The organism is Actinoallomurus spadix, assembly GCF_024055725.1.
Classification (GTDB): domain Bacteria; phylum Actinomycetota; class Actinomycetes; order Streptosporangiales; family Streptosporangiaceae; genus Actinoallomurus; species Actinoallomurus spadix.
In genome coordinates, this window is sequence record NZ_JAMXMX010000047.1 from 1 (window position 1) to 17,488 (window position 17,488).

Annotated in this window: 12 protein-coding genes; 5 read left to right on the forward strand and 7 right to left on the reverse strand. The window is 71.6% G+C overall.

Annotated features, from left to right (window positions below; all coding sequences use genetic code 11):
* Positions 1–35 precede the first annotated feature (35 nt).
* Both mgtA and NE235_RS36095 read right to left on the reverse strand, forming a co-directional pair.
* The gene (gene mgtA / locus NE235_RS36090; RefSeq protein WP_252811238.1) at positions 36–2,579 is read right to left on the reverse strand and encodes a magnesium-translocating P-type ATPase; all 2,544 of its coding nucleotides are present in this window, start codon (positions 2,577–2,579) and stop codon (positions 36–38) included.
* Between the two features lie 160 nt (positions 2,580–2,739).
* Entirely contained in the window at positions 2,740–3,192 is a 453-nt protein-coding gene (locus tag NE235_RS36095) for a universal stress protein (protein WP_252811240.1), read from the reverse strand.
* Between the two features lie 203 nt (positions 3,193–3,395).
* Between NE235_RS36095 and NE235_RS36100 the strand changes: the two genes are divergently transcribed.
* The 5 genes from NE235_RS36100 to narI are packed head-to-tail and all read left to right on the forward strand — an operon-like array spanning position 3,396 to position 11,570.
* Positions 3,396–4,649, forward strand: coding sequence for an MFS transporter (locus NE235_RS36100; protein WP_289849747.1), 1,254 nt, complete (start codon positions 3,396–3,398; stop codon positions 4,647–4,649).
* Between the two features lie 45 nt (positions 4,650–4,694).
* Entirely contained in the window at positions 4,695–8,399 is a 3,705-nt protein-coding gene (locus tag NE235_RS36105; RefSeq protein ID WP_252811242.1) for a nitrate reductase subunit alpha, read from the forward strand.
* On the forward strand, positions 8,399–10,123 hold the full coding sequence (narH, locus tag NE235_RS36110) for a nitrate reductase subunit beta (protein ID WP_252811245.1): 1,725 nt from the start codon (positions 8,399–8,401) through the stop codon (positions 10,121–10,123). The genes NE235_RS36105 and narH overlap by 1 nt, the downstream gene beginning before the upstream one ends.
* On the forward strand, positions 10,120–10,797 hold the full coding sequence (narJ, locus tag NE235_RS36115; RefSeq protein ID WP_252811246.1) for a nitrate reductase molybdenum cofactor assembly chaperone: 678 nt from the start codon (positions 10,120–10,122) through the stop codon (positions 10,795–10,797). The genes narH and narJ overlap by 4 nt, the downstream gene beginning before the upstream one ends.
* Positions 10,794–11,570, forward strand: a complete 777-nt coding sequence (narI, locus tag NE235_RS36120; protein ID WP_252811248.1) for a respiratory nitrate reductase subunit gamma — start codon at positions 10,794–10,796, stop codon at positions 11,568–11,570. The genes narJ and narI overlap by 4 nt, the downstream gene beginning before the upstream one ends.
* Before the next feature lie 42 nt (positions 11,571–11,612).
* On the opposite strand, the gene pflA is transcribed toward narI, so the two are convergent.
* From pflA to NE235_RS36145, 5 genes are all read right to left on the reverse strand, one after another.
* Complete coding sequence (gene pflA / locus NE235_RS36125; RefSeq protein ID WP_252811250.1) at positions 11,613–12,401, reverse strand: pyruvate formate-lyase-activating protein; 789 nt, start codon at positions 12,399–12,401, stop codon at positions 11,613–11,615.
* A 2-nt stretch (positions 12,402–12,403) separates the two neighbouring features.
* Positions 12,404–14,662: a formate C-acetyltransferase gene (gene pflB / locus NE235_RS36130; protein ID WP_252811251.1), complete on the reverse strand. Its 2,259-nt coding sequence runs from the start codon at positions 14,660–14,662 to the stop codon at positions 12,404–12,406.
* A 40-nt stretch (positions 14,663–14,702) separates the two neighbouring features.
* On the reverse strand, positions 14,703–15,263 hold the full coding sequence (locus NE235_RS36135; RefSeq protein ID WP_252811252.1) for a DoxX family membrane protein: 561 nt from the start codon (positions 15,261–15,263) through the stop codon (positions 14,703–14,705).
* A gap of 144 nt (positions 15,264–15,407) precedes the next feature.
* The gene (locus tag NE235_RS36140; RefSeq protein ID WP_252811253.1) at positions 15,408–16,070 is read right to left on the reverse strand and encodes a response regulator; all 663 of its coding nucleotides are present in this window, start codon (positions 16,068–16,070) and stop codon (positions 15,408–15,410) included.
* Positions 16,071–16,138: 68 nt separating this feature from the next.
* Positions 16,139–17,371 carry an acetyl-CoA hydrolase/transferase family protein gene (locus NE235_RS36145; protein WP_252811254.1) on the reverse strand — a complete coding sequence of 411 codons (1,233 nt, stop codon included), beginning with the start codon at positions 17,369–17,371 and terminating at the stop codon, positions 16,139–16,141.
* Positions 17,372–17,488 lie beyond the last annotated feature (117 nt).

Consider the following 17,488-nt stretch of genomic DNA (forward strand, 5'->3'; position numbering starts at 1 on the left):
TCCCCCAGGAATCCGCGCCGGCGCGCCGACGGCGCTCAGCGCGTACCAGCCGATCCCGGACCGGTCGACGGGGCGGGTCGCCGAGGCGGCCGTCGCCCAGGCCGGCGGAGCGGGGCGGGGACGCTGAAGGGCGCGGCGCGCCGGTGCAGGCCGCGATGCCGATCCGGCCCGCGACCGGGCGCGGGTGCCGGCCGGCCACGGTAGAACCGCGTCTTGATGAGTTCGACGAGCGCCAGATACGCCACGACGATCCCGGCCGTGACGGCGAGGATCGCCCCGGTGACCCGGGAGAATCCCAGATCGGCCGCGAACGGGGTGAACGGCAGGGCGGCGCCGGCGGCGACGACGGCGAGGGCGGCCGACGCCACGACGACGCCCGGCCGGCTCCGCCAGAAGGGCGACCGGCGGGTCCGTACGAGGAAGATCACGAGCGTCTGGGTCGCCAGGGACTCCACGAACCATGAGGCGCGGAACAGCGGCGGGCCGGCGTGGAACACCCCGCGCAGCAGCCAGAACATCGTGAGGTCGAAGACCGAGCTGAGCGGGCCGAACACGAGCATGAAACGGCGGATCAGCTTCAGGTCGAAACGGGCGGGCCGGACGAGCTGCTCCTCATCGACCGCGTCGGTGGGGATCGCGAGCTGACTCGTGTCGTAGAGCAGGTTGTTCAGCAGGATCTGGCCGGGGAGCATCGGCAGGAACGGCAGCAGCGCCGACGCCGCGGCGGCGGAGAACATGTTGCCGACGTTGCTCGCCGTGCTCATCAGGACGTACTTCATGGTGTTGGCGAAGATGCGGCGTCCCTCGACGATGCCGTCCGCCAGGACCCCGAGGTTCTTCTCCAGGAGCACGACGTCGGCCGCGTCCTTGGCGACGTCCGTGGCGGAGTCGACGGAGATGCCGACGTCGGCGGCGTGCAGTGCGAGCGCGTCGTTGACGCCGTCGCCGAGGAACGCGACGTCCAGGCCGTGCGCACGCTGGGCCCGGACGATCCGCGCCTTCTGCTCGGGCCCGATCCGCGCGAACACGGTCGTACGGGGGATCGCCCGGCGCAGGTCGTCGTCATCGAGCCGGTCGACGTCCTCGCCGGTGAGCACCTCTCCGGTACCGAGCCCGAGGTCGGCGCAGACCTTCCGCGCCACCAGCGGGTTGTCCCCGGTCACGATCTTCACCGTCACCCCCGCCGCCGCGAGCCGGGCCAGCGCGTCGGCCGCGTCGGGTTTGGGAGGATCGACGAAGACGAGGAGGCCACTGAGCCGCAGGTCCTTCTCATCCGCTCGCGTCAGGGTCCCGGCGTCACCGGCGGGCCGGGTGGCCACCGCGATGACACGGCCGCCCTCCGCGAAACGCTTCTCGGCGACGGCGCGCGCCGTGCCGGGAACGTCCGCGCAGCGGCCGAAGACGGCTTCGGGCGCACCCTTCGTGATGATCGACCGTGTGCCGTCCGGGCCCTCGACCAGGACGGAAGCCATCCGGCGTTCGTGGTCGAACGGCAGGTCGTCGAGGCGCCGGTACTCATCGGCCGGCAGTGCCCGCGCGGCGGGCGCGCGCCACAGCGCCGCGTCCAGCGGATCGGCGGCCTCCGCGCGGCCGATCCCCGTGCAGAGGAGGCCGTACAGCAACGTCATGTCGCCCGCGCCGTCACCGGCCGGTACGGCCTCCCGCAGCGTGATGTCCGCCTGCGTCAGCGTGCCGGTCTTGTCGGTGAACAGCACCTCGATGTCGCCCAGGTCCTCGATGGCGACCAGCCGCTTGACGAGGACCTTCAGGCGGGTCAGCCGCCGTGCCCCGGTCGCGAGGCTGGTGGTGACGACGGCGGGCAGCAGCTGAGGGGTGATCCCGACCGCGATCGCCAGCGAGAACAGCAGCGCGTCGAGGAAGGGACGGTGCAGCAGCAGGTTCACCACGAAGATCCCCGCGGTGAGGACGGCGGCGACCCGTACGAGCAGCATCGAGAACCGGCCCAGCCCGACCTGGAACGCGGTCTGCTGCTGCCGCTCCCCCAGCCCGGTCGCGATCCGCCCGAACGCCGTGTGCGCCCCCGTGGCGGCGACCTCCCCGGTGGCGATGCCCGACGCGACCACCGTGCCCATGAGCGCCGTGTCACCGGCTCCCTTCACCACCGGAAGGGACTCGCCGCTCAGCACGGACTCGTCGCACTCGATCGCGCGGGCCGCCGTGAGCCGGAGGTCGGCGGGCACGACCGTGCCCGGCCGCAGCTCGACCACGTCCCCGGGGACCAGGTCGGCGACGTCCCGGGAGACCAGGCGGCCGTCGCGGTGGACGAGGGCGCGGTGACGCAGCCGTTCGTGCAGCGCGTTCACGGCGCGCTCGGCGCGGTACTCGTTGAAGAAGCCGAGGCCGACGCTCATCGTCACGATGACGGTGATGACGATCGCGTCGGTCCGCTCGCCGACGACGGCGGACACGCCCGCGGCGACGATGAGGAGCACCAGCAGCGGGCTGCGCAGCTGACGGATCAGGACCGTGAACGGGCTGGTCCGATGACTGCGGACGGCGTTCGGACCGGCGGTGCGGCGGATCTCCGCCGCCCGCGCGTCGGTCAGCCCGAGCGTCACCGTACGTCCCTCCGCATCGCTCGTCCGCTGCGAGGGGAGAGCGGAGGCTCTCGCCGCATGCTCTCCCGTGGCTGATCCCACTCGGCCGCGAACCACCCCGCACACCGCGGAGGCCGAAGCCGTACCGCCGACGGGCCTTCGTCCGCCCGGGGTGCGAGCCTCAGGCCGCCCCGTGCGCCGCGGCCTCGTCGTGGATCACCACGACGGGGCAGTGCGCGTGATGCACGCACTGCTGGCTGACCGAGCCCAGCAGCAGCCCGGTGAAGCCGCCGTGCCCGCGGTTGCCGACGACCAGGAGCTGGGCGCCGTGGGACGCCTTCACGAGCACCTCGGCCGGGTTGCCCTCCACCACGACGGTCTCGATCGGAACGGAGGGCTCGTTCCCCGCGACGGCCTGCACGGCCTCGGTCAGGGCCTTGGCCGCCTCCCCCTCCCAGTCGATGTCCGCCGGCGGCACCCACCCGTACGCGACGGGGAGGTGCCAGCTCGTGACCGCCGCCACGCTCCCACCGGTCAGGCGGGCCTGTCCGATCGCCCACGCCAATGCCCGCTTCGAGGGCTCGGAACCGTCCACGCCGACCACGATGCGTCCATTACCTGTTTCGTTGACCATGATCCGATCGTAGTTCCGCACCTCTCGCCCCCGTCGGCGGCGAGGGCCTGAGCTCACGGGACCAAGGTCCCTGCCGCGGGCGGCCGGCATCGGTCAGGGTGGGATCCGGCCGAAAAAGTCGATCATGCGCATACGCGACGGTGAACCGGGAACGGCTCCTGATCACGTACCACGTGCGGTCGAGACGACGAAGGGTGCGGGGCATGCGCGGACCGCTGAACCGTGTCGGCGAGCCGGTGGACGGATCGGGGGTCGCGGGATCGGCCGCGCGTCCGGTGGTGATGCTGGCGATGGCGACGCTGGGATTCGCCGTCAACTTCTGGGCGTGGGCGCTGCTGAGCCCCCTCGGTCCCCGGTTCAAGGACACGCTGCATCTGGGTTCGTTCCAGCAGGCGCTGCTGGTGGCGGTCCCGGTGGTGGTGGGGTCGGTCGGGCGGATTCCGGTGGGCGCGCTGACCGACCGATTCGGCGGGCGGGTGATGTTCCCGGTCGTGTCGGCGCTGACCATCATCCCGGTGCTGTACCTGGGCCTGGCCGGGCACTCTTCTCTCGGCGGCCTGCTGACCGGCGGGTTCTTCCTCGGCATCGGCGGGACGGCGTTCGCCGTGGGCGTCCCGTTCCTCAACCAGTGGTTCGCGCCGGAGCGGCGCGGCCTGGCGATCGGGGTGTTCGGCGCGGGGATGGGCGGCACCGCGATCAGCGCGCTGACGACGGTGCGGATGGTCGACGCGCAGGGGATGGCGACGCCGTTCGTGGTCACCGCGATCCTGCTGGCGGGGTACGCGGTGGCGGCGGCGCTGGTGCTGCGGGAGGCTCCCGGCCGCAGCGCGCCGGCCGAGCCGCTCGCGCGGCGGCTGGCGGCGACCGCCCGGCTGCGGGTGACCTGGCAGGCCTCGGCGCTGTACGCCGTCGCGTTCGGCGGATACGTGGCGTTCTCGGTGTACCTGCCGACCTACCTGAAGACCGAGTACGGGCTAGGGCAGGCGGACGCGGCGAACCGGATGGCGGGGTTCGTGGCGCTGGCCGTGGTGATGCGCCCGGCCGGCGGCTGGCTGTCCGACCGGATCGGCGCGGTACGGGTCCTGACCGTGTCGCTGGGGGTGGTCACGGTGGGGGCGGCGGTGCAGGCGTTCGCCCCGGGCCTGGTGCCGCTGGGCACGGTCGCCTTCCTGGCGATGGCCGCGGCCCTGGGCGCGGGAAGCGGCGCGACGTTCGCGCTGGTGGCCCTCCTGACCCCGCCGGACAAGGTGGGCGCGGTGACCGGGGTGGTGGGCGCGGCCGGCGGGCTGGGCGGTTTCGTACCCCCGCTGGTGATGGGCTCCATCTACGGCGCCTACGGGAACTACGGCGGCGGCCTGGCGATGCTGTGCGTCGTCGCCCTGGCCGCGGCGGGTTTCACCGCGACGGCCGTACGACGAGCGACACGGGTGGGCCGGCCGGTCGCCGGTGACACCTGAGAGCAGGAACGAGCGCGGTCGCATGACCGGAGAAGGGGACGATCGGTGAGTTCGAGCAACGGGCGCGCGCGGCTGGACGGGCCGCTGACGGAGGCGCTGGTGGGCACCCGCCGGTTCTTCACCCGCGCGGAGGTGTCCCCGGACCTGCGGACGCTGCGCAAGACGGGCGGGCGGCAGGCGGACGTCTTCTACCGGGACCGGTGGGCGCACGACAAGGTGGTGCGCTCCACGCACGGGGTGAACTGCACCGGCTCGTGCTCCTGGAAGGTCTACGTCAAGGACGGGATCATCACCTGGGAGGCGCAGCAGACCGACTATCCGTCGGTCGGCCCGGACCGGCCGGAGTACGAACCGCGCGGCTGCCCGCGGGGCGCGGCGTTCTCCTGGTACACCTACTCCCCCACCCGGGTGCGCTACCCGTACGTGCGGTCGGTGCTGCTGGAGCTGTACCGCGAGGCGAAGGCCCGGACCGGCGACCCGGTGACGGCGTGGGCGGAGATCGTGTCCGACCCGGAGCGGGCCCGCGCGTACAAGTCGGTCCGGGGCAAGGGCGGGCTGGTGCGGGCGTCGTGGGACGAGGTCACCGAGATCATCGCCGCCGCGCACGTGCACACCGTCAAGACGTACGGGCCGGACCGCGTCGCGGGGTTCTCCCCGATCCCGGCGATGTCGATGGTGTCGTACGCCTCGGGCGCGCGGTTCCTGTCCCTGCTCGGCGGCACGCTGCTGTCGTTCTACGACTGGTACGCCGACCTGCCGGTGGCGTCCCCGCAGATGTTCGGCGACCAGACCGACGTCCCGGAGTCCGGCGACTGGTGGGACGCCGGCTACCTCATCATGTGGGGCTCGAACCTGCCGGTCACCCGTACGCCGGACGCGCACTGGATGGCCGAGGCCCGCTACCGGGGGCAGAAGGTCGTGGCGGTGTCGCCCGACTACGCCGACAACGTGAAGTTCGCCGACGAGTGGCTGGCCGCCCAGCCCGGCACGGACGGCGCGCTGGCGATGGCGATGGGGCACGTCATCCTGAAGGAGTTCTTCGCCGACCGGCGGGTGCCGTACTTCACCGACTACGTCAAGCGGTACACCGACCTGCCGTTCCTCGTCCGCCTGGAGCCGGCCGGTGACGGCGAGGGGTACGTCCCGGGCAAGTTCCTGACCGCCGCCGACCTGCCGGGCGCCGAGGCCGGGACGGAGCACGCGGCGTTCAAGACGGTGGTGCTGGACGCGGGGACGGGACACCCGCTCGTGCCGAACGGTTCGCTGGGTTTCCGGTACGGCGAGTCGGGCGCGGGCCGGTGGAACCTCGATCTCGGTGACGCGGACCCGCTGCTGTCGGCGGCCGGCGGGGACGAGCCGGGCGTGGTGGTCACGCTGCCGCGGTTCGACGCCCCGGACGGCTCGGCGGGCACGCTCCGGCGTGGCGTGCCCGTGCGCCGGGTCGGCGGGCACCTGGTCACGACGGTGTACGACCTGCTGCTCGCCCAGTACGGGGTGGGACGCGAGGGCCTGCCGGGCGTGTGGCCGGCCGGCTACGAGGACGCGGACCAGCCGTACACGCCGGCCTGGCAGGAGGCGATCACCGGAGTGCCGGCGCAGGCCGCCGCCCGCATCGGCCGGGAGTTCGCCGCGAACGCGGAGGAGTCACGGGGCCGCTCCATGATCATCATGGGGGCGGGAACCAACCACTGGTTCCACTCCGACACGATCTACCGGGCGTTCCTGGCGCTGACCACGCTCACCGGCTGCCAGGGCGTCAACGGCGGCGGCTGGGCGCACTACGTGGGCCAGGAGAAGGTGCGGCCGATCACCGGCTTCGCTCAGGTCGCGTTCGGCCTGGACTGGTCCCGGCCGCCCCGCCAGATGATCGGCACCGCGTACTGGTACCTGCACACCGACCAGTACCGCTACGACCACTTCGGCGCCGACACGCTGGCCTCGGCGTCCGCGAACGGGCGCCTGGCGGGCAAGGCCACCGCCGACGTCATCGCGCAGGCCGCCCGGCTGGGCTGGATGCCGTCGTACCCGACGTTCGACCGCAACCCGCTCGACCTCGCCGACGAGGCGGACGCCGCCGGCGTCCCGATCGGCGAGCACGTCGTCGCCGGGCTGCGCAACGGCGCGCTGCGGTTCGCCTGCGAGGACCCCGACGCGCCGGAGAACGTCCCGCGCGTGCTCACCGTCTGGCGCGCCAACCTGTTCGGGTCCTCGGCCAAGGGCAGTGAGTACTTCCTCAAGCACCTGCTCGGCGCCGACTCCGCCGTCCGTGCGACCGAGGCCCCGCCCGGCGCCCGGCCGAAGGACGTCGTGTGGCGGGACGAGGCGCCCACCGGCAAGCTCGACCTGCTGCTGTCGCTGGACTTCCGCATGACCAGCACCACCGTCTTCTCCGACATCGTGCTGCCGGCCGCGACCTGGTACGAGAAGCACGACCTGAACACCACGGACATGCACCCGTTCGTGCACTCCTTCAACCCGGCGATCGCCCCGCCCTGGCAGACCCGTACGGACTGGGACGCGTTCCAGACGATCGGCGCGGTCTTCAGCCGCCTGGCCGCGAAGCACCTCGGCGTGCGCAAGGACGTCGTGGCGGTGCCGCTGACCCACGACACCCCGGACGAGCTGGCCACCCCGCACGGCCGGGTCCTGGACTGGGCGGCCGGCGAGTGCGACCCCGTGCCTGGCCGGACCATGCCCAAGCTGGTCGTGGTCGAGCGGGACTATCCGGCGGTCGCGGCCAAGATGGCCGCGCTCGGCCCGCTCGCCGACACCCTCGGCGGCATCACCAAGGGCGTCACGTTCGACCTGGCCCGCGAGGTGGAGTACCTCAAGGAGAAGAACGGCGTCATCCGCGGCGGCCCGGCCGACGGGCGCCCGTCCCTCGCCCGGGACGTCGACGCCTGCGAGGCGATCCTCGCCATGTCGGGCACCACGAACGGGCGCCTGGCCACCGAGGGATTCCGCGCCGTGGAACAGCGGACCGGCACCCGCCTCGCGGACCTCGCGGCCGAGCACGAGGGCAAGCGGATCACCTTCGCCGACACCCAGGCCCGGCCCACCCCGGTCATCACCTCCCCGGAATGGTCCGGGTCGGAGTCCGGCGGGCGGCGCTACTCCCCCTTCACCATCAACGTCGAACGGCTCAAACCCTGGCACACCCTCACCGGACGCCAGCACTTCTACCTCGACCACGACTGGATGGCCGAACTCGGCGAGCAACTGCCCGTCTTCCGGCCGCCGCTGAACATGCACGATCTGTTCGGCGAGCCACGGGTCGGCGAGACCGGCGAGCTCGGCGTCACCGTCCGGTACCTCACCCCGCACAACAAGTGGTCGATCCACTCCGAGTACCAGGACAACCTGTTCATGCTCTCGCTGTCCCGGGGCGGGCAGACGATCTGGATGAGCCCGCAGGACGCCGGCAAGATCGGAGTCTCCGACAACGACTGGGTCGAGGCGGTCAACCGCAACGGCGTCGTCGTCGCCCGCGCGGTCGTGTCGCACCGGATGCCCGAGGGCACCGTCTACATGCACCACGCTCAGGACCGGCTCATCGACGTGCCCCGCACCGAGACGAACGGCCGCCGCGGCGGGATCCACAACTCCCTCACCCGGCTGCTCATCAAGCCCAGTCATCTGATCGGCGGGTACGCCCAGCTGTCCTACGCGTTCAACTACCTGGGCCCCACCGGCAACCAGCGCGACGAGGTCACCGTGATCCGGCGGCGTGGCCAGGAGGTGGAGTACTGATGCGGGTCATGGCGCAGATGGCCATGGTGATGAACCTCGACAAGTGCATCGGGTGTCACACCTGCTCGGTGACCTGCAAACAGGCGTGGACCAACCGCTCCGGCGTGGAGTACGTCTGGTTCAACAACGTCGAGACCCGGCCCGGTCAGGGCTACCCGCGTCAGTACGAGGACCAGGAGCGCTGGCGCGGCGGCTGGACCCTGAACAAGCGGGGACGGCTGACGCTCAAGGCCGGCGGCCGGGCCCGCAAGCTGCTGACGATCTTCGCCAATCCGAAGCTGCCGAGCATCGGCGACTACTACGAGCCCTGGACGTACGACTACGAGACGCTGACCGACGCGCCGCTGCAGGAGCACACCCCGGTCGCCCGGCCCCGGTCGCTGATCTCCGGGAAGTACATGAAGGTGTCCTGGTCCGCGAACTGGGACGACGACCTCGGCGGCTCCGCCGAGACCGGCGAGCGGGACGTCGTCCTCCGGGAGGTCTCCGAGAAGGTCAAGCTGGAGTTCGACCAGACCTTCATGTTCTACCTGCCGCGCATCTGCGAGCACTGCCTCAACCCCAGCTGCGCGGCGTCCTGCCCCTCCGGCGCCATCTACAAGCGCACCGAGGACGGCATCGTGCTCGTCGACCAGGACCGCTGCCGCGGCTGGCGAATGTGCGTGACCGGCTGCCCGTACAAGAAGGTGTACTTCAACCACCGCACCGGCAAGGCGGAGAAGTGCACGTTCTGCTTCCCGCGCGTGGAGGTCGGCATTCCGACCGTCTGCTCGGAGACCTGCGTGGGCCGGCTGCGCTACATCGGCCTGATGCTCTACGACGTCGACAAGGTCCTCGACGCCGCCTCCACGCCGGACGACACCGACCTGTACGAGGCGCAGCGCGGCGTCTTCCTCGACCCGCACGACCCCGAGGTGATCGCCGCCGCCGAACGGGACGGCGTCCCCCGCGACTGGATCGAGGCGGCACAGCGGTCCCCGATCTGGGCGCTGATCAACACGTACAAGGTCGCGCTGCCGCTGCACCCGGAGTACCGCACCATGCCGATGGTCTGGTACATCCCGCCGCTGTCCCCGGTCGTCGACGTCGTCCGCGACACCGGTCACGACGCCGAGAACGCCGGCAACCTGTTCGCCGCCATCGACGCGCTGCGCATCCCCGTCGACTACCTCGCGCAGCTGTTCACCGCCGGCGACCCGGCCCCGGTCGACGCCGTGCTGCGCCGCCTGGCCGCGATGCGGTCCTACATGCGCGACCTCAACCTCGGCCGCGACCCCGACGAGGCGATCCCCGCCCGGGTCGGCATGACCGGCGAGCAGATCTACGAGATGTACCACCTGCTCGCCCTCGCCAAGTACGACGCCCGGTACGTCATCCCCGCCGCGCACGCCGAGGACGCGCACAAGCTCGAGGAACTCGCCACCGAGTGCAGCCTCGACTACGAGGGCGGCCCCGGCATGACCGGCTGGGGACCGTTCGGTGAGACCTCCGGCGGCGCCGCCCCGATCGCGGTGGAGAACTTCCACATGCTGCGCCAGCGCCAGACCAGCGACGTCCCCGCCGGCCGGGAACACCTCCGTGGCCGCGTCAACCTGCTCAACTGGGACGGCAAGGGCCTGCCCGAGGGACTGTTCCCGCCGCGCGGCGGCGACGAAGGCCCTGGTCCCGGCGGGACCAACCCGCCCGCCGACTCCGGCGCCGCCGAGACGGAGCCGAAGCCGTGATCGGCCGCAGGCGCGCGACCAGCGCGCTCACCGACGCCGAGTGCGCCGTCGCCTGGCAGGCCGCCTCGCTGCTCCTCGGCTACCCGGACGAGGAACTGCTCGGCCGGCGCCCGCTGCTGCGCCGCGCCGTCGCCGGCCTGCCGCCCGCCGTGGCCGCGCCGCTCACCCGTTTCCTCGACCATCTCGACGCCACGCCGCCGCCCGACCTGGCCGCCGACTACGTCGCGACGTTCGACCACCGCAAGCGGTGCTGCCTCTACCTGACCTATTACGCCTACGGCGACACCCGCAAGCGCGGTATGGCGCTCCTGCGCTTCAAGCACGCGTACACCGCGGCCGGTCTCATCCTCGACGACGGCGAACTGCCCGACCACCTGGCCGTCGTCCTGGAGTTCGCCGCCACCGGCGACGCCGACGCCGGCCGGCGGCTGCTGTCCGAGCACCGGGCGGGGCTGGAACTGCTGCGCCTGGCCCTCACCGACGCCGGCTCGCCGTGGAGCGCCGTCCTCGACGCGGTGTCGGCCACCCTGCCCCCGCTGACCGGCCGGCACCACGAGGCCGTCGCCCGGCTGGCCGCCGAAGGGCCGCCCGAAGAAGAGGTCGGCCTGGCGCCGTTCGGCGGCGACCCGTCCCTGTCCGGCCTTCGTCCCGACACGTCAGGAGCACGACGATGACCGCCACCGGCCCGTCCATGTACTCCGGTGCGCCCGCCCACCAGGTCACCACCACCGACACCCTGCTGTGGGTCGCCCTCCCGTACGTCGTCATCGCCGTCTTCGTGCTGGGCCACGTGTGGCGCTACCGGTACGACAAGTTCGGCTGGACCACCCGCTCCTCACAGCTGTACGAGAGCCGCCTGCTCCGCGTCGGCAGCCCGCTGTTCCACTTCGGCATCCTCGTCGTGCTGCTCGGCCACATCGGCGGCCTGGTCGTTCCGAAGCGCTGGACCACCGCCGCGGGCGTCAGCGAGCACATGTACCACGTCACCGCGGTGGCGCTGGGCACGGTGGCGGGCCTGTGCACCCTCGCGGGCCTGGCCATCCTCATCTACCGGCGGCGTACGGTCGGGCCCGTCTTCTCCGCCACCACGCGCAACGACAAGCTGATGTACGCCGTCCTGACGCTCGTGATCCTGCTCGGCCTGTCCGCCACGGTCGCCGCGAACCTTCTCGGCGGCGGCTACGACTACCGCGAGACCGTCTCGCCGTGGTTCCGGTCGGTGTTCTTCCTCCACCCGCGCGCCGGGTCCATGGCGGGCGTGCCGATCCTGTTCCGCCTGCACGCGCTCAGCGCCCTGCTGCTGTTCACGATCTGGCCGTTCACCCGCCTCGTCCACATGCTGACGGCCCCGGTCGGCTACCTCACCCGCCCGTACATCGTCTACCGCAGCCACGACACGACTCTTGGCCGGCGCCCACCCCGCCGCGGCTGGGACCTCCCCCGCTGACCCGGCCGGCCGGGTCCCGGAGCTGATTCCGGGGAATCGGGGTCAGCGGGGGCGGAGGCCGTGGGCGCGGAAGACGGCGTGGACGCGCTCGACCAGGTCCGGGTCGGGCGGGCGGGTGCCGGCGAGGGGGAAGGGGAGGCCGAGGCTCTCGTACTTGGCGGCGCCGAGACGGTGAAACGGGAGAACGTCGACGTACTCGACGTTGGGCAGGGTCGCGACGAACGACGCGATGCCGTCGGCCTCGTGCTCCGTCACATCCGGAACCAGCACGAACCGCACCCAGGCCGGAACACCCAGGTCCGCGAGGCGCCGGGCGAACCGCAGCGTCGGGCTCACCTCACCGCCGGTCAGCGCGCGGTACGTCCGCGGGTTCCACGCCTTGATGTCGAGCAGGACGAGGTCGGTGTCGGCGAGCAGGGCCTCGCTCGCGCGGTCGCCGAGGAAGCCGGACGTGTCGAGTGCGGTGTGCAGGCCCAGTTCGTGGCAGCGGTGCAGCAGCTCGCCGGTGAAGGCGGGCTGAAGGAGGGGTTCGCCGCCGCTGACCGTGACGCCGCCGCCGGCGACGGAGATGAACCGGCGGTACTTCTCGATCTCGGTCATGAGCTCATCGACCGTGACGCGGCGGCTGTCCCGCATCCGCCAGGTCTCGGGGTTCTGGCAGTACAGGCAGCGCAGCGGGCAGCCGCCGGTGAACACCACGAACCGCGTCCCGGGACCGTCCACGCCGGTGGACAGGTCCCAGGAGTGCACGGCACCGGTCCCCGCCCCGGATGCCTCCGGGGCGCGGCACTCGGCGGCCGCCTCGCGCAGTACCTCATCGCGGGTCGTCATGGTCACAACGATCCGTGGAAGGTGCGGTCGATGACGTCGCGCTGCTGTTCCCGGGTCAGCCGGACGAAGTTCACCGCGTACCCGGACACCCGGATCGTGAGCTGCGGGTACCTCTCGGGGTGGTCCATCGCGTCCAGCAGCGTCGCGCGGTCGAGCACGTTGACGTTCATGTGGTAACCGCCCGCGTCCGTGTAGCCGTCGAGGACCCCGGCGAGGTCGGTGATCCGGTCCTCACGGGTACGGCCCAGGCCGGCCGGGGTGACCGTCTCGGTGAGGGAGATGCCGTCCCGCGCCCGGTCGTAAGGGATCTTCGCCACCGACAGCGCGGCGGCGACCATGCCGTGGCGGTCACGACCGTTCATCGGGTTGGCGCCGGGTGCGAACGGCTCGCCGGCCCGGCGGCCGTCCGGGGTGTTCCCCGTGTGCTTGCCGTAGACGACGTTCGAGGTGATGGTGAGCACCGACAGGGTGTGCTCGGCGTTCCGGTACGCCGGGCGGCGCCGGATCCCGGCCATGAACGACTCGACCAGGTCCACCGCGATCCGGTCGGCGCGGTCGTCGTTGTTGCCGTAGGAGGGGTACTCCCCGTCGACGGCGTAGTCGACCGCGAGGCCGGTCTCGTCGCGGATCACGCGGACCTTCGCGTGCTTGATCGCCGAGAGGCTGTCGGCCGCGACGGACAGTCCCGCGATGCCGCAGGCGAGCGTGCGCATGACGGGATGGTCGTGCAGCGCCATCTCGATGCGCTCGTAGGCGTACTTGTCGTGCATGTAGTGGATGACGTTGAGCGCGTCGACGTACGTCGCGGCGAGCCAGTCCAGCGTCCGGTCGTAGGCGGCCGTCACCTGGTCGTAGTCCAGGACGTCGCCGGTCAGCGGCGGGGAGGCGGGGGCGACCTGTTCGCCGGTCATCTCGTCCCGGCCGCCGTTGATCGCGTACAGCAGCGCCTTGGCGAGGTTCACGCGGGCGCCGAAGAACTGCATCTTCCGGCCGACCTCCATGGCCGAGACGCAGCAGGCGATCGCGGTGTCGTCGCCGTAGCGCGGGCGGAGCAGGTCGTCGTTCTCGTACTGCACGGAACTGGTGTCGACCGAGATCTGGGCGCAGAACCGCTTGAACGGTTCCGGCAGCCGGGGCGACCACAGGATCGTCAGGTTCGGCTCCGGCGCGGGACCCAGGTTGTACAGGGTCTGCAGGTAGCGGTAGGAGGTCCGGGTGACCAGCGTCCGGCCGTCCTCGGCCATGCCGCCGATCGACTCGGTCACCCAGGTCGGGTCGCCGGAGAACAGCTCGTCGTACTCCGGCGTGCGCAGGAACCGGACGATCCGCAGCTTGATGACGAAGTCGTCGATCAGCTCCTGGGCGCCGCTCTCATCAAGGCGTCCCTCTTCGAGGTCGCGCCGCAGGTAGACGTCCAGGAACGTGGAGGTGCGCCCGAGGGACATCGCGGCGCCGTTCTGCTCCTTGACCGCCGCGAGATAGCCGAAGTACAGCCACTGGATCGCCTCCCGGCCGGTGCGGGCCGGGCCGGAGATGTCGAAACCGTACGAGGCGGCCATCCGCTTCAGCTCGTCCAGCGCGCGGAGCTGCTCGGCGAGCTCCTCCCGGTCCCGGATGACGTCGGCGGAGGACGGCTGCTCGTCGAGCCGGCGGCGTTCGGCCCGCTTGGCCTCGATCAGGCGGTCGACGCCGTACAGCGCGACCCGCCGGTAGTCGCCGATGATGCGGCCACGCCCGTACGCGTCGGGCAGGCCGGTGATGATGTGGGAGCGCCGCGCCCTCAGGATCTCGGGGGTGTAGGCGTCGAAGACGCCGTCGTTGTGCGTCTTGCGGTACTCCGTGAAGATCGTGCGGACCGTCGGATCCAGCTCGTACCCATACGCCGCCAGTCCCTTCTCGACCATGCGGAGGCCGCCGTTCGGCATGATGGCGCGCTTCAGGGGAGCGTCGGTCTGCAGTCCGACGATCAGCTCGCGGTCCCGGAGGATGTACCCGGGGCGGTGCGAGGTGATCGAGGACGGCGTCGCGGCGTCGACGTCGAAGACGCCGCGCCGGCGCTCTTCGGGGAACATCGCGCTGAGCCGTTCCCAGACCTCGCGGGTGCGCTCGGTCGGTCCGGTCAGGAAGGACGCGTCGCCTTCGTACGGCTCGTGGTTCGCCTGGATGAAGGCGCGGACGTCGACGCGCTCCCGCCACTCCGTGCCCAGGAAGCCGCGCCAGGCGGACTGCTCCGTCGCCCTCTCGGCTGCGATCGTCGTCATCTCGACCTCCGTCGGTGCCGTGCTGCCGGGATGGGGCGGGTCACTTGAGGATGGGGAGGCGGCGGACCAGTCCGGTCTTCGCCCACCGGCGGCCCAGGCCGAGGGTGTCACCGGCGCCGACGAGGGCCAGGCCGATCACCAGCAGGGCGTAGATCAGGTGGTCGTCCATGAACGGGTTGTTGGCCGGAGGAAGAACGACACTCCACATCATCACCAGCATCACCGCACCGGCGGCCGCGGCGATCCGCATCCCGACGCCGAGCATCAACGCGATGCCGATACCGGCCAGGCCGAGCATGAACATCCAGTCCGCCCACACCGCACCGGCGATGCCGTGGTAAAAGCCCTTCAGCGGACCGGCCGCCGAGAACTTCAAGAACCCCAGCGTCGGGTGGCCACCGTGAATCCACGCCTGCTTCGCGGCGGTCTCATGCCCCAGCCCGAACAGCTTGTCCACGAACGCCCAGACGAACACGAAACCGAGGGCGATGCGGGCCACAGCCCACACGTAACGGGCCGCGGGACGCTCGATCACCGGCTCGGCGCGGAACGCGGGCAGGTGCAGGCGGTGGGCAGCGGGGCGGCGGTCGGTGACGGCCATCGTCATTCACCTCATTCAGGCGGCGCCGGAGCGGTTCCGGCTGATCTCACTCAACCGCGAACCACCCCGCACACCGCAGAGGCCAAAGCCGTACCGCCGACAGGACCTTCGTCCCGCGATCAACGACGCCGGCGTGCGGTGGTCCTACTCCTGCGGCGGGCCGGCGGGCCGATCCGCGCGGAGCTGGGTGATGAAGGCCGCCGCCTGCGTACGGCGGTGCATGCCGAGCTTGAGGAAGATGCCCGAGACGTAGTTCTTCACGGTCTTCTCCGCCAGGAACAGGCGTTCGCCGATCTGGCGGTTGGTCAGGCCGTCACCGATGAGGCCGAGGATCTTGCGCTCCTGCTCGGTGAGGTCCGCGAGCGGATCCTGACGGGGACGCCGGCGGAGGCGTTCCAGCATCTGCGCGGTGCTGCGCGGGTCGAGCAGCGACTGGCCCGACGCGACCGTGCGGACCGCGCCGACCAGGTCCGAGCCGTGGATCTGCTTGAGCACGTACCCCGCGGCGCCGGCCATCACCGCGTCGAACAGCGCCTCCTCGTCGGAGAACGAGGTGAGCATCAGGCAGGCCAGCTCCGGCATCCGTGAGCGGAGCTCACGGCACACCGACACACCGTCGCCGTCCGGCAGCCGCACGTCCAGAACCGCGACGTCCGGTTTGAGGGCCGGCACCCGGGCCAGCGCGCGTTCGGCGGTGTCGGCCTCGCCCACGACGGTGATGTCGTCCTCTGAGTCCAGCAGGGCGGCGACACCCCGTCGCACGACTTCGTGGTCATCGAGGAGGAAGACCTTGATGGGGGTGGTCATGCCATGACGGTACAGCCGCCGGCGCGTGACGTCGCCGCTCGTCCCGCCTTCCGTGACTCGTGCCGCGGTCAGCGCAGCGCGAATCCAAGGTCGCGGCCCGCCTCGCGGAGTTCCTCACGGGCGTCGGGATGCGCGACCCGGTCCACGATCTGTTGCGCCTGGGACACCGCGTCGTGTCCCCAGATCGCGGCGGTGCCCTGCTCGCTGACGATGAAGCTGTGCTGGAAGGAGGTGACCGGTCCGGCCAGCCGCGGGATCACGGTCGAGACGTCGGCCTTGGGATGCCAGGACGGCAGCGCGATGATCGCGTGGCCCCCGGGAGAGTGCATCGCGCCGACCACGAAGTCGGTCTGCCCGCCGAAGCCCGAGTAGATCGTCCCGTGCACCCGCGCGGCGTTGGCCTGGGCGAACAGGTCGACCTGCAGTGCCGAGTTGATCGACACCAGGCGCGACTGCCGGGCGATCAGCCCGGGGTCGTTGGTCTTCTCCGTGCGCAGCATCCGTACCCGCTCGTTGCGGTCCAGCCAGTCGTACAGCTCCGGTGAGCCGAACGCGAAGGACGCGGTGATCGGGTTCGCCGGCGACAGCGCTCCGGCCTTCTCCAGGGTGAGCACCCCGTCGCTGAACATCTCCGACCAGATGCCCAGTCCGCGCCGGGTCCGCAGCGAGTCCAGCACCGCGTCCGGCACCGCGCCGATGCCCAGCTGCAACGTGGCGTGCTCGGGTACGAGCGCGGCGACCCGCTCGCCGATCACCCGTGCCACCTCGCCGCGTTCCCGCCGCGCCGGCACCGCCAGGGGGCCGTCGACCTCGATCGCGTAGTCGACCTCGCCGACCGGCAGGACCGCGTCGCCGAACGTGTACGGCATCTGCCGGTTGACCTGCGCGATGACCAGCCCGCCACGGGCCCGCGTGGCCTCGATCGCCGCGGGCAGCACGTTCACCTCGATGCCCAGGGACACGGTTCCGTCCACCGGCGGGGACGTCTGCACGATCACGACGTCGGGCGTCAGCATCTCGTTCAGCAGGTGCGGCACCAGCGAGAGCCGGCACGGGAAGTACCGCAGGCCCGCCCGCCCGCGCTGTCCCACGCCGACGAACGGGGTCTCCAGCACGACCCCCTCCCGGTCCGGCAGGCCCGCCTGACCGTTGAGCACGAACAGCCCGTACTCCGCGACCGCCCCGTCCAGGATCGCCAGCGCCTGCCAGGGGGTGGCGAAGTTACCACCGGCCACCACGCGCGGCCGGTGCGGCAGTCCTGCCAGCACCGCCGCCAGCCGCGACTCCGACAGCACCCGCATCGGTCACCTCTTCCACCGTCCGGGCGGGTCCGCTCCGTGAACCCGGCCCGGTTCCGTCTTGATCTTCTCCAGCACACACGGCCCGCCCCTCACCGCGCCACAGACGAAGGTCCCTTT